This window comes from Sinobaca qinghaiensis (genome assembly GCF_003610495.1).
Lineage (GTDB): Bacteria > Bacillota > Bacilli > Bacillales > Marinococcaceae > Sinobaca > Sinobaca qinghaiensis.
The window spans coordinates 265,325-279,381 of the sequence record NZ_RAPK01000006.1; the positions used below are offsets into that span (position 1 = coordinate 265,325).

A 14,057-nucleotide genomic window follows, 5' to 3' on the forward strand; every position below is an offset into this window, starting at 1 on the left:
TTTGCAATTGTTTTCACTTATACATATTGCAAAAACCATGCCAATATCAGGAACGGATGTTGTATTTTTTTAATTTGCGGACGACGGAAGGCTGACTGATGCCGAGCCACTTTGCCATTTCGGTGGTGGTCCGGCAGTTTAAAGCAGCTTCCTGCATGATGGACGCTTCGACTTCAGCAAGCGTATCCGGCAGCGTTTTGGAAAACGTATCGTACATTTCTTTTTTAGCAGCAGGAGAGCGTGGAATGGTAATATCGTTTGCTGTTATAACGCGCGAAGAGCTTGTAACGATCAGACGCTCGATCATGTTCATCAGCTCGCGGACATTTCCTTTCCATTCCAGTTCACTTAGTAGATAGAGCGTATTTTTATCAAATGATATATCCCGGTGATGCTTTTTAGAAAACTCCTGAAGAAAATGATGAATCAGCGGAATAATGTCAGAAGAACGTTCCCGGAGCGGAGGGATCGTAATAGGAACAACATTCAGGCGGAAATATAAATCTTCACGGAAGGTATTGGCTTCGACCATTTTATCTAGTTTTTGGTTGGTAGCACTGATCAAACGAAAATCCACGGATTTCATTTTCCGGCCGCCTACCCTGTAAAACTGTTTTTCCTGGATGAATTTAAGTACCTTTACCTGATCGGCGAGGGAGAGCTCCCCAATTTCATCGAGAAAAAGCGTACCGCCTTCCGCGAGCTCTGCCAGGCCGATTTTACCCTGACGCTGCGCCCCGGTAAAAGCGCCGCCTTCATAGCCGAAGAGTTCCGCTTCAAAAAGGGAAGCCGGAATGGCGCCGCAGTTCACTTCTATGAAAGGTCCTTCAGTACGCATGCTTTCTTTATGAATCATCTTGGCAATCTGGGTTTTTCCAACACCGGATTCCCCGAGGAGAAGCACATTAACATCCACATCGGCTACTTGTTTTGCCATCTCCAGGCACCGCTTCATCTCCGGCGACTTGGCAACAAAGCCGTGCTCCTGCATGTGCCTGCTGCGAAGGTGGGTGAGCTCATGAAGCACGCGCTCCATCTCTCCTTCCATGTCCTCGAGGTAGCTTTTCATATTAACGAGTTCGGTCACATCATGCGAATAGGTGGCTACCCGCCACAGCTTTCCTTTTGTATTAAATACAGGAACCCCGGTCACAAGAAATTTTTTGTTTTCCCTCGTTGTTTGAATTAACGTAACCCGTTCTTCCTGCTTTTTAACAAGAGGCGTCACAATGGGGGTGAAAAGACCTTCCTGTTCAAGGTCATATACAGAGCGGCCCACCAGCTCTTCATCATCGTGAAGGCCGTAAAGCTGCTTCATTGCCGGTGTTACTTTCGTAATCACGCCGTGAATATCGGTTACTAACAGATCGTCCTTAATAGCATTTAAGATTGCTTCATTTTCTTCATTGATCGTCGTATTATTCATATCTTTCGTCCTTTCATCCTTAAATTATTCATTATTGAATAATGAACAGGTTAAAAATTCCTCCGCCTGTGGACGGAGGAAATAGCATGTGTTAAGAAAAAATATTGGTACGGCGTTCCTGATTCATTGTATAAAACGTCTGCCGGCAGGAGTGCTGGTACGCCCTGTCTAAAGAAGGGCTGCCAATATCCGGTTTTCCGGAATGAAGCTGCTGCTGAAGCCTTCCGTCCGGTGCATAGAGAGAAGATTCTCCAAAGAATGAAAAAGGACCGCTTTCTCCCGTGTGGTTCACTGCGGCGACATAAAGCGAATGATCACGTGCCCGTGAAGAAGCAAACCCGTGAAACGCATGCTGATACGGCTCCTCCCAGGCGCTTGGGGCCACAAGCATGTCAGCTCCTTCCCTTGCGAGAAAAGCCGCATGCTCCGGAAAAGCCAAATCCCAGCAGATCATCACCCCGATGCGGCCTATGTCTGTTGACAGCAGCAAAGGAGTGCTTCCTTTTTTGAAAGACGGTTCTCCGCTCGTACAGTGGATTTTTCGGTAGGTGCCGGCGAGTTTCCCGGCTGGTCCGACAACGTTGACTGCATTGTATACCTGCTTTTCTCCCGGAATCGCCTCTGCAAATCCGTAAAACAGATAAATATTGAGTTCTTTCGCAAGAGCGGAAAGGTGATCATAATGGCTGCCTTCCGCGTGGTCTGCGGACGGGGCATATGGATGGCCGGCCTGATAGCCGGACACACACATTTCCGGCAGAACAGCCGCCCCAAGGCCCGGGGAGAGCTCTTTGGCTCTTTTCACAGATTGTTTTATCATTTCTATATTTTTCTGCTCTTCGTTTACAGGGTAATGATCCTGAATCAGTGCTATTTGAGTATCTTTCATACGGTACTTGTCCTTTCTTTAGGTGCCAGCGTCATGAAGATCCAGTAGAGAAGACCTGACAGGAAAAAGGTGAGAATGGTGGAACCGATAGGAAGCGGGGCTATATACGTAAAGTATAAAGCAAAGCCTGCTCCGAGAACATAGGCCAAATAGGAGAATATGTTAACCCCTTTCCGGTACTGGTAGGTACCGCGGGCATTGGAAATCAGCTCCTCTGCCTCGTATTCGGCTTTATGAATTAAATAGTAATCCGTTAAAATGATCGCAAAGATGGGAATGTAGAGTGTTGCAATCAGCAGAACGAAGTCAAAGAAGTTAGCCATCAGCATGTCTTTAAAAAGCGCTCCTGAGGTTGTGATAACACCAAATGCGAGAGCCGGCTTCCAAAATGTAAGCTTCGGAAATATATTTAAAAAGGACATATTGGCACTGTAAAGCGCCATGGCATTGGTAGATAAAACCGAAAAGAAAACGACCGTTGCTGCGATAAGACCGAAGCCGTGCTGGGCTAAAAGAACAGTTGGATCATATGTCTGCGGCATACCTTCAATAATGCTGTAACCGCCAACGGCTGCACCGAGGCCAAAAGCAATAACAGAAGCGATAATATAGCCGCTGAACGTCGCCGTCATCGCCCCTTTTTCACTTTTAGCGCTCCGGTTGTAGTCGCAGACGGAAGACATCCAGGAGAATGCAGTCGCAATAACAATATCAAACGCAATGACTGCGGTAGTAATAGGATTTTCGTTTAACTGCATCATAATTAAATCATTCAGCTGATAGACAGTAAACAGCTGGTAAAAAACAACGAAAGACAAAACGAGCATAGCTACGGAGATGAATTTCTGCGTCCACTCAATTCCCCTGATACCGTAAATGACAATTAGTACCACAATGACCTGCGTAAGTATTGTAAATAAATTAATGTTGCTGTAGCCAAATACCGTATTTACTGCATAATTCAGGCTGAGCCCGGCCATGTAGGCCTGAATCCAGCTCCAGCCGACCAGGACGATAGTATTTGCCAGCGCCGGCAGCACCGCCCCTTTCTGGCCGAATGCCCCCCGGGAGAGTACCATAGTGGGAAGACCGGTACGCGTGCCGATCCGGCCCATCAGTGCAAGAGGGACCGCTCCGACAGCTGAACCGAGAAGGCTTACCGTAACGGCAGTTTGAAACGAAATATCCGGAATAAACAGCATCCCTGTCAGAATTGTGGTAATAACAAAGTTAGCCGCAATCCAGATGGCGAATATCCCAAAGTTACTGACCTTCTGCTCATGCGGCTGCAGAGGACGAATATCATCTGTGCCAAACCTTTTCTTTTTCGCTTCCATGTGCAGCTCATCCTTTCCACGTGCATTTATTTTTCAAAATGGTACCAGCCCGGTGAAGACAGGCTGCTTGAATAATTCGTATGTTTGTATTCCGTAAAAGAAATAAGACCTTCCGGACCGAGTTCGCGTCCGATGCCGCTTGCTTTTACGCCGCCCCAGGGGGCATTTACATAAGGAGTATGATAGCTGTTGATCCAGATAATGCCGGCCTGAAGGCGTGCCTGAACCCAATCAGCAAGCTGTTTATTTTCTGTCAATATTCCGGCAGCCAGTCCGTATGGAGTGCCATTGGCAAGTGCCACTGCTTCCTCGGGATCGGTAAAGGACTGAATAGTAGCAACCGGCCCGAAAATTTCTTCCTGAACAATGTCCATTGACTGGGTAACGCCGGTCAAAATGACAGGATCAAGATAGAAACCGGGGCCTTCCAGTTTGCGGCCGCTGCATAAACGCTGTGCGCCTTCGGCTTCCGCCTGTGCTACAGCGGTGGATACCTGCTCATAATGCCGGCGGCTGATCACAGGACCAAGTTCCGTGTCAGGAAGCAGCGGGTCACCGGCTTTCAGCTGCTGCAGCTGCTCGACGAGTTTTTCCTGAAAAGAGCTCAGTATCGTTTCCTGTACGAGAAAACGGGGCGCTGCCACGCATACTTCACCTTGATTGAAAAAGGCGGCAAAGACCGCCCACGACACTGCTTTTTCCACGGAGACGTCATCGAATACAAGCAGCGGCGATTTCCCGCCCAGCTCCAAAGAAACTCTTTTCATCGATTCAGCGCAGGAAGCGTAAATGCTTCTGCCTGTAGAAACGCTGCCTGTAAAAGAAATCTTTGTGAGCGCAGGATGGTCAACTATTGCTTTTCCAACCGTCCCGTCTCCGGTCACCAGCTGAAAAACACCGGCAGGCAGGCCGGCTTCCTCTAATATTTCAACGAGCAGAACGGCAGTAAGCGGAGTGAGTTCAGATGGTTTGTATACGATCGTATTTCCGGCAGCCAGTGCAGGAGCAACTTTCCAAATACCAAGAAGAAGCGGAAAATTCCACGGTATAATCAATCCGCAGGCACCTATCGCTTCTTTAGTCACAAGACTTGTAGTTCCGTCTTCCATTTCTCTTGTTTCCGTAAGAAAGTCGGGAAGCAGGCCGGCATAATACTGCAGGCATGCGGCTGTGTCCTCAATATCAAGCTCCGCTTCCCGGATTGGTTTCCCGGTATTGCCGGTTTCCAGGGAGGCAGCTTCATCTTTTCGTTTTAAAAGAATCGAAGCGGCCTGCAGGAGCACCTGTTTTCTCGCTGAAGCGTCAAACCGCCAGGATGAATGCTCAAAACTTTCCAGCGCAGCAGATGCTGCCTTATCGACCTGCAATGCGTCCGCATCTTTAATAGAGGCAATGACGTCTTCTGAAGCGGGATTAACGATCGAACGGGCCGGGCCGTTGCCTTCCTGCCAGCTTCCGTTAATATAAATGGATTTCATGGTGTTTCAGCCTCCTTATGAATGTGTAATTAGAATATTTGCAAAATTCGTGCCAAGTATTAAAAACAGCCAAATCAGGCAAAAAAGCTGGCTGCATATTCTCCTGCCGTATGTTTACCAGTATAATAGGCAGAGTATACAGAATGAGAAACGATGAAAGATAATCTGACAATGGTTATTCAATAATAAATAATTATTCAATGTTGAATAAAAAGGAGCATACATATGGCTGTATTTGAACCATCCCACCTTTTAAATCGTCTGCCGGAGCAGTTTTTTGCCACCTTAACGAGAAAAGTACAGAAGCTGCAGAAGGAAGGCGTAACGCTAATTAATCTCGGACAGGGAAATCCGGATCGTGCTGCACCGGCACCGATCGTTGAAAAAATGCAGGAGGCGGCCGCGGATCCGGCAAATCATAAATATTCACCCTTTCGGGGTTATGCCTCTTTAAAACAGGCAGCTGCTGCCTTTTATAAAAAAGAATACGATGTAGACCTTGATCCGGAAACAGAGATTGCCATTTTATTCGGTTCCAAAGCAGGGCTGGTCGAATTAAGCCAATGTTTATTAAATGAAGGAGATACAGCCTTGCTTCCTGATCCGGGCTATCCGGATTATTTATCCGGTATCGCGCTGGCTAAAGCAGAAAGTGCGTTTATGCCGCTGCTGGAGAAAAATGGTTTTCTTCCGGATTATACTGCCATTTCGGAAGAGACGTGGAAGAAAGCAAAAGCTTTATTTTTAAATTATCCGAACAACCCTACGGCCGCCGGCGCTGACCCTGCGTTTTTTGAAGACACCGTGAAATACGCGGAAAAGCATCACGTATGTGTGATTCACGATTTTGCCTATGGAGCGCTCGGGTTTGACGGCGTCAAACCGCCCAGCTTTCTGCAGACGCCCGGAGCGAAGGAAACAGGAGTAGAGCTGTATACACTTTCCAAAACTTATAATATGGCCGGATGGAGAGTGGCTGTGGCAGCAGGAAACGCGTCTGTTATCGAAAGCCTGAACCTCCTGCAGGATCATATGTACGTGAGTATATTCGGAGCTGTTCAGGAAGCGGCTGCTTTTGCTTTCACATCGGACCAGACAGAGGTACATGAACAGGCCGTAATATATGAAAAACGCCGTGATGTGTTTCTGGAAGAGCTGGAAAAGGGCGGCATTAAAGCATCGCCTTCCGCAGGTACTTTTTTTGTATGGCTTGCGGTGCCGAAAGGATGGACATCAGCTGCTTACGCGGAGATGCTGCTTGAGAAGGCCCGTATCGTTACGGCACCCGGCAGCGGATTTGGAAGTAAGGGGGAAGGCTACATTCGGATCAGTCTCCTTGAGTCGGAAGAACAGCTCCAGGAAGCGGCCCGGAGAATTGCAGAGCAGACGAAAGCCCTGCACTCTGTCTAAAAGAGTCAGGGCTGTGCTTGGTTTATTTGACGAGGCCGTAATATTTAAGCCCGTTATAAACGCCATCTTCATCTACGCCTGACGTAACGTACTTAGCCGACTCTTTTACAACATCGGGTGCATTTCCCATTGCTACGCTGTTTTCAACAAATTTAAGCATTTCAATATCATTTAAATAGTCACCGAATGCATACACATTCTCAGGCTTTGTTCCAGTATCAGACATATACCGCTCAATACCTTTTGCCTTGGAGCCGCCTGGAGGGAGAATATCCATAGAGAGCTCATGCCAGCGGATAAAATTCAGGTTGTCAAAATACTTATGGTATTCATTTTCTTCCTGTTTTCCGCAGAATATAAGCATTTGATAGATGTTATGATGCTTATAGTAATCGCTGTCATGATCCGGATGCGTCGCTTTTAACGTGGCGATGCTCTTTTCGATATCTTTATGGTGGGGAACGTTGGCACGCATGCCCTCGTAGCTCATATAAATAAGAGGATGATCCCGTTTTTCGCTGAAGCCGTTAATTTCTTCAATAGCTTTCAGGTCAATCGGATTTTTGAGAATGGCTTCTCCTCTTCTTTGCACATACTGGCCGTTAAAGCAGACAAATGAATCAATGTTAAGCTCCTGCTGAATGCCCTGAAATAAATAAGGCGCTCGGCCGGTGCTGATTGCCACCTCGTGTCCTGCTTTATGAAGCTCAAAAATAGCATGTTTTGTAGAGGCTGGAATTTGCTTTTTATGATCCAGCAGGGTGCCGTCAATATCAAAAAATATTAGTTTTCTCTCCATAGGTCTTACCTTTCCTCTCCGCTCTTGGTATCTATTTTCCGCCCTTACAGGTTACCATATTCAGAGGGTGGAAAGGCAGGGTTTTCTATTATCCGTACTTCTCTTTATGTTCCTTTTTCCAGGCGAGATACGTTTTATCTTCTCTTGCTTTTATCCACTTTTCTTCAAAAATTGCTGCAGATTCCGCCTTTTCCTCATTAATCTGCCTTTCGTTAATATTGCCGTCTTTGTCATACTTTTTTCCGCCTTTATAATTGGCGTAGCGTCTGGCGCGGGTGTAGCCCATCTGCAGGTATTTGCGGGCCATATCCATTCCGACAAAATCTTCCTGTTTTTTATATTCCAGAAACATCCCGTAAATTTTTTCGGAGGATTCCCTGGCAATTTCCGGCGTTTTAAAGCGCCAGTGCGGCAGAATTTCCCCTTTGTAAGGCTCCACCATTAATAATCCCTGCTCACCGCGTCCAACTTCGTACTTTTCTGGATGTTTACGGAAATCAATATTGTCAAAGTCTTTCTTGTAGTCGAAACCCAAAGCTATCTCCCCCTTATTTAAAGATAGTAGCCGTAAAAGAGGGAAAATAAACCGAGAAGTGCCAAAAAGGCTCTTTTCATTTTTTATGACTTCCTATAAGGTATAATTAATAACAAGTTCAAGCTAAGAAAGAGGGAAGCGATGAGAAAAAAACCATACGTCACCGACGCAATCATTGGAAATGGAAATATGCTGATTTCTTTAACAAAGGATGGCGAAGCTCATCGGCTCTATTGGCCGCAGATCGACTATACGGATCAGATCAACGCGCAGTCCGCAGGATTTTATGATTATGAAACGGAAAAAACCCTTTTCTTTCACGGGAAAAGCTGGAAACATACGCAGTATTATCGGAAAAATACGAATGTTCTTATAACGGTTCACCAATATGAAAACTGGGTCGTGGAACAAAAAGATTTTGTTCTGGCGGACAGGGATGTATGGATCCGGCGCTTCAAAGTGAGGAACACGGCAGACTACGCGCGGAAAGTGCAGCTGCTTTATAACTCGGACAGCTCCGTAGGGGGACGTCATCATTTTCAGACCTCTGATTTTGATGAGAATACCGATTGTCTGTATCAATACAACCGCAGCGATTGGATGGCTCTTGCCAGCCCGAATCCCATTACAAATTACTTTATAGGCAATCTAAATCTTCAGGCGCTTCCTGACCCGTTTGACGGACGAAGCGTGTTTAATCATCCGGAATCGAGCCTGTTTTTTGATTTTGATACGATCGAGCCGCAGGAGGAGCATGCGGTTTCCATTTATTTAGCATGCGGCACGAATAAGCGGGAAGTCACCGATTCAATCTGGTACTGCAGGCGGGAAGAAGAAGACCTTGAAGAAATTACCGCGGCCTACTGGTATAAGGTTCTTGAAAAAGCGGAACGGTATTCCTACGGTGGGGAACGCACCCAGGAAATTTATGACCGGTCGATACTTACTTTCCATCTGCTGAAAGACAAAAAGAGCGGTACCTTTATTGCCGGACCGGAAGGCGACGAAAATTATGACTTTTCCGGAGGGTATGCTTACAGCTGGGGACGGGATGCAGCCTTTATCGCAGCAGCGGTGGACGCAGCAGGCTATCCGGAGCTTGTGAATGAGTATTACCGTACAATTGCGAGCTGGCAGATGGACGCCGGACACTGGGAACAGCGCTATTATACAGATGGACAGGTGGCGCCGAACTGGGGAGTGCAGATCGACGAAACAGGCTCGATCCTCTGGGGTATTCACGACCACTATGTTCAGACCGGAGACAAGTATTTTAAGGAAATCATGTGGCCGACGGTAAAAAAGGGTGCCTTTTTCCTGAAGGATTTCATTGATAAAGAAACAAATCTGCCAAAGCCTTCTAAAGATCTATGGGAGAAGCGCGATGGAGAGCACAGCTATTCAGCCGCCGCGGTCTATGGGGGCATGATGGGTGCTTCGAAGCTGGCTGCAGAAGAAGGGGAGTTTCATCTTGCAGAAACCTGGGAAAAAGTGGCGGTTAACATTAAAACAGCGCTTGAAACCAGAGTATGGAGCGAAAAGAAAGGTTCATTTCTGCGCGCCCTTAAACTAGCGGTAAGCCCGAGCGTATATGAAGAAGCTTTAGCAGAAGGCAGGGAAGGATTCATTGAATATAATCAAAAAGGAACACCTATATACTATTTGTGGGAAGACGATGTAACAGACATCTGCCTGCTCGGGTTGAATTATCCGTTTAACGTATTTGATGCCGGCGACAGGCGGATGCAGAAAACCGCAGATCTGATTGAAGCGGAATGTACGTCAGCTCACATAGGCGGTATTGAGCGCTTTCCGGGTGATGTGTATATTGGCGGGAATCCATGGATTATTACGACGCTGTGGCTTGCCATTTACAAAAAACGAAGCGGCAAACCAGCAGAGGCCCACGAACTGTTCCAGTGGACCATTGGACATGCAAACCATCTCGGTCTGCTGCCGGAACAGGTAGATAAGCATACGGCAGAACCTGCATGGGTCATGCCTCTTACCTGGTCACACGCCATGTTTGTTCTCGCTGTGAAAGAATTGTCGGCAGAGGAAACAACGCAGAGCCTTGAGGAAGATTTAGAAGCAAAACGATAATAAGCTGTAAAATACTAGCCCTCGCCAATGGTGGGGGTTATTTTATGTGAGCAGAAAACGTAAGTTATATAAATTAGTGTTAATTTTGCAAATAATCTGACATGAAATGCTCTTTTTTTGTATGTATCTATGATTTGAGAATAATTATTTGTACAGCATCGCTAATGTTATTTAAGAAAATTGACCTTATAATGTGACTATATCTTAAGCGGAGCGGAAAGGAGTAAGTATGTTGGATGCCAGATACTCTCAAAAAGCCTTTGAAACATTTTTTTTACCTAGATTAAGTACACAGGAAGTGAATAACATACCAAAAGACAAAGCCTTGCTTGTTCTGCATATTGGGGCAGTAGAACAGCACGGGAAGCACCTTCCTGTATTTACGGATACGTTGATTGGCGAAGGTTTGTTAATGCAGACATTTGAAAAGTTTAGTACAGAAGATAATATTTGGCTACTGCCCTCTATTCCATATGGAAAGAGCACGGAACACAGCAGCCATCCCGGAACTTTCTCTTTATCTGCAGCAACTCTTCAGAGTATCGTGATGGATATTGGTAAAAGCGCGGCAGTCAGTGGATTTAGAAGACTTCTTATATTAAATACGCATGGCGGGAATAATGATTTACTAAATATGATGGCAAGAGACATTAGAGAAGAAACCGGATTAATGGTATTTCGATTAAACCCGCATTCGGAACAAACGAAGGAATGGATTACAGAGCAGGAAGCTTCCTACGGTATTCATGGAGGCGACGTGGAAACTTCAATGGTTCTTTGTTTTAAAGAGAACTGGGTGGACATGAATAAGGCAGACAAAGAGTTTCTGCATGAGCCTGAAAAAAAGACTTCATTAAACTTGAAGGGCAATCGGTACTTTGCATGGAAAATGGATGATATTTCTAAAACCGGCATCGCTGGAGATGCCACAAAAGCGACGAAGGAAAAAGGAGATAAAATCAATAAAGCTGTCAGTGAAGAACTGGCCGGCGCCATGCTGGAAATGGCAGATTTTGAAATAGAACAGTTAATAAAACCTTAAGGAGGTTATATTCGCCATGCAGGCAGATATCCAAAAGACAGAACAAGAAAAGCATACGGCTGAAACGATCTCAATGAAAAATGTCAGTAAGGTTTACGACAATGGGCATACGGCAGTTCAAAACGTTGACCTGACTATAAAGGAGGGGGATTTTGTTTCTTTTGTGGGACCATCAGGCTGCGGGAAATCGACTATTTTTAAAATGGTCGCAGGATTGACTACTATCACGGAGGGACATATACATCTCTTCAATAAAGAAATAGACTCCAGCGACCGGGATTCACGGGACCTGGCCTACGTTTTTCAAGATGCTACACTGCTTCCCTGGCTGAATATAGAAAAGAACGTGCGGATGCCTCTGACTTTTCAATCCATAAAAAAAGAAGAACAAAACAAAATGGTTCAGGAAACATTGGAATTAGTAGGGCTGAAAGGATACGAGCGTGCCATGCCAAGAGAATTATCGGGTGGTATGAAAATGAGAGTATCGATTGCAAGGGCTTTAGTATCTAAACCAAAATTGCTTTTAATGGATGAGCCTTTTGGAGCGCTTGACGAGATCACAAGACAAAACCTTCAGGAAGAACTGCTGCGCATTTGGAATTCGCAGAAAATGACGGTGCTTTTCATAACCCACAACGTTTTTGAATCGGTGTATTTATCCAACAGAGTAGCTGTTATGACTGCATCTCCAGGAAAAGTGGATGATGTGATTGATATTCCTCTTTCTTATCCAAGAAATTCGGATGTTCGTACGGCCCCGGAATTCAGTAATTTAGTGGCTGAGATATCTGAAAAATTAAAAAATTAAGGTGGGAAAGTGTATGTGGGTGGAAAGGTTAAAAAACACTATAGCGGACCAAACGGAAATAACTAGTGATAATGATACGGTAGAGCGCTTATCCAAAGATGCCTATTGGTATTCTCCAATTTTATACAAGGAATTAAACGGCATGAAAGCTGACTGTGCGGTTTTTCCAAAAAATGAAGAAGAGGTAAGAACGGTTGTAGCATTTGCAGTGAAAGAAAAAATACCATTAACGGTCAGGGGTTCAGGCACAGGAAACTACGGTCAGTCTATTCCGTTAAACGGCGGAATTATTATCGACATTACACAGATGAATCAAACCGTTAAAGAAACCTCTGCATCTGTAACCGTTCAAGCAGGGAAAAAGCTGGGTACTCTTGAGAAAGAGCTGAGAAAAAAAGAGAAGGAACTCCGTATTTTCCCGAGTACTTTTATGAAGTCGACAGTAAGCGGCTTTTTATGCGGCGGGTCGGGAGGCATTGGATCTATTCGATGGGGGAACCTGTGGGACAACAATGTCATGTACGTCAAGATGATGACTATTGAAGAAGATCCGAAAATTCTTCACATACACGGGGAAGAAATTCTTTTATTTATCCACACATATGGAACAACGGGAATTCTGCTGGAAGCCGAGCTTCCTGTCGAAGATAAAATGGAATGGAATCAATATCTGCTTACCTTTCCCACATTTCAAGAAGCCGTGGACTGCTGCCAGTACTTAACTGAACAGGGAAATATGCCTTTACGGCTGTTGTCTACCTGCGAGTGGCCACTGCCGCAGCATTATAAGCCTCTTATAAGCTACATTGACGAAGGCAGCTCGATTGTAATAATAGAATCAACCATTATGAAAAAAACTATGGAAAAGATAGTGGAAAGTCAAAAGGGAAATATGTCTTTGTTCATACCCTCCGAAAAGTACCAAAAAGGCTTGAAGCTTTCTGATTTCACATGGAATCATTCCACGCTTTGGGCACATAAAAACGGGGAAAATATGACGTATTTACAGGCGAGATTTGATAAAAGTAAACTTCACAGCCAAATCGATACGATAAAAGAGGAGTATGGAGATGAAGTACAGCTCCATTTCGAATTTATAAAAATTGATGAAGAAATAACTCCGGCTGCGCTTCCTGTCCTTCAATTCCGGTCCAAAGAACGTATTTATGACATTATTGATTTTTTTGAGAAACACGGTATTCAAATTAATGATCCTCATACCTACCTGCTCGGGTTCGGAGGTTACAACATGAGAATGGATGAAATTAAAAAGAAAAAGAAAGCCTATGATCCTTATGACCTGCTCAACCCTGGAAAAATACCGAAAACCAGAGAGGTTATTTAATCAAAATAGAAAGGAGCATGCCCTGCATGAATAGTAATGTGGAAACCACTTCTATACGAACAAGCGGACAGCCGAAGGCTAAAAGTATGAGTAAGGGAAAAAGTAAATTGATTTCAGTCTTACCGCCTTTAGCAGCTTTTATTATATTTGTTGGGGGGTGGGAGCTTCTTGTAAGACTGCTGCAGATTCCCCACTACCTTCTGCCGACGCCTACCGCTATCGTTACGGCTGCAGTAGAGAATGCGGCTAACCTGACCACGGCCGTTTCTGTCACTATTCTAGAAGCAGTCATTGGCTTTACGCTCAGCGTAATTGGAGGCGTGGCCGCAGCTATACTGATGGCGAGCTCCAAATGGGTGGAAAAAAGCCTTTATCCCTATGCGGTCATTCTACAGACCATTCCCGTAGTGGCGATTGCACCAATTATTGTTATTTGGTTTGGGTCCGGTATGAATTCTATTGTCATTATCACTTTTCTCATTGGGTTTTTCCCGATGCTTTCCAATACACTCATCGGATTGAATGCCACAGATAAAGATATGCTCAATTTAATGAAGCTCTACAAAGCTTCGAAGATGAAAGTGATGTGGAGAGTTCGTGTTCCTTATGCCCTCCCCTATATTACTGCAGGGCTGAAGATCTCCTGCACCTTAGCCGTTATTGGAGCCATAGTTGGTGAATATATCGCGGGCATCGGCGGAGGAAGCGGGGGAATAGGCTATGCTATCACAGTATCCGCTGCAAGAATGGAAACCGCCTACTTATTTGCGTGCGGAATAGCAGCCTCCCTGCTGGGTATTGTATTTTTCTTATTAATTAATATGTTTTCTAAATGGGTACTTGGTTCGTGGCATGAATCAGAATTAAACAATAAAGATTAAT

General features: G+C 45.2%; 12 protein-coding genes. 6 read left to right on the forward strand and 6 right to left on the reverse strand.

What is annotated here, in order from left to right:
* Positions 1–46 precede the first annotated feature (46 nt).
* The 4 genes from ATL39_RS01695 to ATL39_RS01710 form a co-directional block, all read right to left on the reverse strand.
* Complete coding sequence (locus tag ATL39_RS01695; RefSeq protein ID WP_120191554.1) at positions 47–1,426, reverse strand: sigma-54 interaction domain-containing protein; 1,380 nt, start codon at positions 1,424–1,426, stop codon at positions 47–49.
* A 91-nt stretch (positions 1,427–1,517) separates the two neighbouring features.
* Positions 1,518–2,315 (reverse strand): carbon-nitrogen hydrolase family protein, encoded by a 798-nt coding sequence (locus tag ATL39_RS01700; protein ID WP_120191555.1) that lies wholly within the window; start codon positions 2,313–2,315, stop codon positions 1,518–1,520.
* Entirely contained in the window at positions 2,312–3,652 is a 1,341-nt protein-coding gene (locus ATL39_RS01705; protein ID WP_120191556.1) for a purine-cytosine permease family protein, read from the reverse strand. The genes ATL39_RS01700 and ATL39_RS01705 overlap by 4 nt, the downstream gene beginning before the upstream one ends.
* A 26-nt stretch (positions 3,653–3,678) precedes the next feature.
* Complete coding sequence (locus ATL39_RS01710) at positions 3,679–5,130, reverse strand: aldehyde dehydrogenase family protein (protein WP_120191557.1); 1,452 nt, start codon at positions 5,128–5,130, stop codon at positions 3,679–3,681.
* A gap of 225 nt (positions 5,131–5,355) precedes the next feature.
* Here ATL39_RS01710 and ATL39_RS01715 point away from each other — a divergent pair, with 225 nt between their 5' ends.
* Complete coding sequence (locus ATL39_RS01715) at positions 5,356–6,540, forward strand: pyridoxal phosphate-dependent aminotransferase (RefSeq protein ID WP_120191558.1); 1,185 nt, start codon at positions 5,356–5,358, stop codon at positions 6,538–6,540.
* Between the two features lie 22 nt (positions 6,541–6,562).
* On the opposite strand, the gene ATL39_RS01720 is transcribed toward ATL39_RS01715, so the two are convergent.
* Positions 6,563–7,339: a Cof-type HAD-IIB family hydrolase gene (locus ATL39_RS01720; RefSeq protein WP_120191559.1), complete on the reverse strand. Its 777-nt coding sequence runs from the start codon at positions 7,337–7,339 to the stop codon at positions 6,563–6,565.
* 88 nt (positions 7,340–7,427) lie between these two features.
* Positions 7,428–7,874: a DUF4385 domain-containing protein gene (locus ATL39_RS01725; protein ID WP_120191560.1), complete on the reverse strand. Its 447-nt coding sequence runs from the start codon at positions 7,872–7,874 to the stop codon at positions 7,428–7,430.
* A gap of 141 nt (positions 7,875–8,015) precedes the next feature.
* Here ATL39_RS01725 and ATL39_RS01730 point away from each other — a divergent pair, with 141 nt between their 5' ends.
* From ATL39_RS01730 to ATL39_RS01750, 5 genes are all read left to right on the forward strand, one after another.
* Complete coding sequence (locus ATL39_RS01730) at positions 8,016–9,977, forward strand: glycoside hydrolase family 15 protein (RefSeq protein WP_120191561.1); 1,962 nt, start codon at positions 8,016–8,018, stop codon at positions 9,975–9,977.
* Between the two features lie 229 nt (positions 9,978–10,206).
* The gene (locus tag ATL39_RS01735; RefSeq protein ID WP_120191562.1) at positions 10,207–11,019 is read left to right on the forward strand and encodes a creatininase family protein; all 813 of its coding nucleotides are present in this window, start codon (positions 10,207–10,209) and stop codon (positions 11,017–11,019) included.
* 16 nt (positions 11,020–11,035) lie between these two features.
* Positions 11,036–11,830, forward strand: coding sequence for an ABC transporter ATP-binding protein (locus ATL39_RS01740; RefSeq protein ID WP_120191563.1), 795 nt, complete (start codon positions 11,036–11,038; stop codon positions 11,828–11,830).
* Positions 11,831–11,843: 13 nt separating this feature from the next.
* Positions 11,844–13,175 carry an FAD-binding oxidoreductase gene (locus ATL39_RS01745; RefSeq protein ID WP_120191564.1) on the forward strand — a complete coding sequence of 444 codons (1,332 nt, stop codon included), beginning with the start codon at positions 11,844–11,846 and terminating at the stop codon, positions 13,173–13,175.
* 86 nt (positions 13,176–13,261) lie between these two features.
* Entirely contained in the window at positions 13,262–14,056 is a 795-nt protein-coding gene (locus ATL39_RS01750; RefSeq protein ID WP_245960914.1) for an ABC transporter permease, read from the forward strand.
* Position 14,057: the final 1 nt, after the last annotated feature.

Coding starts and splice junctions, on each gene's coding strand:
- ATL39_RS01735 (WP_120191562.1), top strand. CDS start 10,207: ATGTTGGATGCCAGATACTCTCAAAAAGCCTTTGAAACATTTTTTTTA.
- ATL39_RS01695 (WP_120191554.1), bottom strand. CDS start 1,426: ATGAATAATACGACGATCAATGAAGAAAATGAAGCAATCTTAAATGCT.
- ATL39_RS01720 (WP_120191559.1), bottom strand. CDS start 7,339: ATGGAGAGAAAACTAATATTTTTTGATATTGACGGCACCCTGCTGGAT.
- ATL39_RS01750 (WP_245960914.1), top strand. CDS start 13,262: ATGAGTAAGGGAAAAAGTAAATTGATTTCAGTCTTACCGCCTTTAGCA.
- ATL39_RS01705 (WP_120191556.1), bottom strand. CDS start 3,652: ATGGAAGCGAAAAAGAAAAGGTTTGGCACAGATGATATTCGTCCTCTG.
- ATL39_RS01715 (WP_120191558.1), top strand. CDS start 5,356: ATGGCTGTATTTGAACCATCCCACCTTTTAAATCGTCTGCCGGAGCAG.
- ATL39_RS01710 (WP_120191557.1), bottom strand. CDS start 5,130: ATGAAATCCATTTATATTAACGGAAGCTGGCAGGAAGGCAACGGCCCG.
- ATL39_RS01730 (WP_120191561.1), top strand. CDS start 8,016: ATGAGAAAAAAACCATACGTCACCGACGCAATCATTGGAAATGGAAAT.
- ATL39_RS01740 (WP_120191563.1), top strand. CDS start 11,036: ATGCAGGCAGATATCCAAAAGACAGAACAAGAAAAGCATACGGCTGAA.
- ATL39_RS01745 (WP_120191564.1), top strand. CDS start 11,844: ATGTGGGTGGAAAGGTTAAAAAACACTATAGCGGACCAAACGGAAATA.
- ATL39_RS01700 (WP_120191555.1), bottom strand. CDS start 2,315: ATGAAAGATACTCAAATAGCACTGATTCAGGATCATTACCCTGTAAAC.